Source organism: Aliterella sp. E5.1, assembly GCF_057473825.1.
In genome coordinates this window covers 1-1,306 of record NZ_JBYCCV010000389.1, presented here as the reverse complement: position 1 = coordinate 1,306, position 1,306 = coordinate 1, and the positions used below count along the sequence as shown (strand labels likewise).

Sequence of the window (1,306 nt, the reverse complement as noted above, 5' to 3'; positions counted from 1 at the left end):
AGGTTATTGAGAATAGAAAATAAATTGATCGCAAGAATCAGGATCACATGGTCCGCCGCATGATCAGATCCAACAGGCAACATTTCAAGCCTCATATGTCCGTGGTAGTAGTAGCTCCTTATCTTTTTACAGTCAGTATCTTCGACTGCTTTTAGATACTCCTCCCAGGTGGCCGGAGTCCAGATATCCGCTGGCAGTTCGATTTGCAGATTGCTCATGGCTTTTTCCTCAATTGAGGTGTCACTCTAGGATCGGAACCAGGTCTTTAATCCGGCAGCCTTGATGGCTGAAGTTGCTTGATAGTTCGGCGATACTCATCTGTCCAACCTCTGTCCTAATACGAGTTTGTCCCAGACTAGGATATGCTCAACGTCTTACGGCATCTATTTGAGCCAAGTGTATTTAGCTGAAAGCGTAGACCCCAACCTGAATTGACCGCGCTGGTTGCAAATCTTGATGTAAAAGCTCCCGGACTCTTTCGGTCGTTCCTCGACTAAAGATCGGCTCACTGCAACGGGAACAAATCTTGGCAGGAATATTTTCAACAAGCTGAAACTTTCCATCAATGTTAAAAATCTCATTGATGAAGCCCTCATGAAAATCTTGGGAACCGCAAACACGGCACTGAGTGATAGCAGTCTCCTTTTAAAGTCGCTTGACCATTTAGTTGGGTCTGGTTGATAGAGCGTAATAATTTGCGTTAACTCTGAATCTGCTAGAGAAACCTGAATATGTAATGCCCTATCTGCTTCGGTAAAACCCAAAAGTAAACAACTAGGTGAATACTTATCCTCAGGATAATCTTCAATGACGATCGCACTTTGCCCTGCTTGTCGGATTTCTGTGTCGCTAATATTGCGTTCGATGGCTCGCCGAAAGGCATGTCTGCTAAATTCATATTGTCCGGCTACCAGTTGTTTGCAAGTCTGGTCGGGGGGTTTCATTAATATTGGCTTGGCAAATGAGTAGATTATGCCTATCTATCTTCTAGTGTAGTTGTGGAGTTTGAGGGGGAAGCGATGCAATGCTCAACGCCTTACGGCATCTAGGGTTGAGGAACTCCTCCTCATCCCAGCGGAGAATCAGCGACTCGATGTGCTCAACGCCTTACGGCATCTATGGGTAAAAACTATCAGGATTTCGATTTCGTTTTGACCTCAGCAGGTGCTTCAACGCTGACCCAGCAATCTTCCCCAAATTCACCTAAGCTAAAGCGCTGAAATCTGCCTTGACCCGTTGCCCGATCAATCCAAACCGGGAGACTAATCAAGCCCCGCCTATCTTTCACAAGCCAACAGACTGCTCC

The 1,306-nt window shown here is 45.9% G+C and carries 2 pseudogenes; both read right to left on the bottom strand.

The window, feature by feature from the left end:
* A pseudogene (locus tag AC2VE5_RS27555) lies at positions 1-218 on the bottom strand (Uma2 family endonuclease); the annotation flags it as partial.
* Between the two features lie 420 nt (positions 219-638).
* Positions 639-944, bottom strand: a pseudogene (locus AC2VE5_RS27550) (DUF4258 domain-containing protein); the annotation flags it as partial.
* Between the last annotated feature and the right edge of the window lie 362 nt (positions 945-1,306).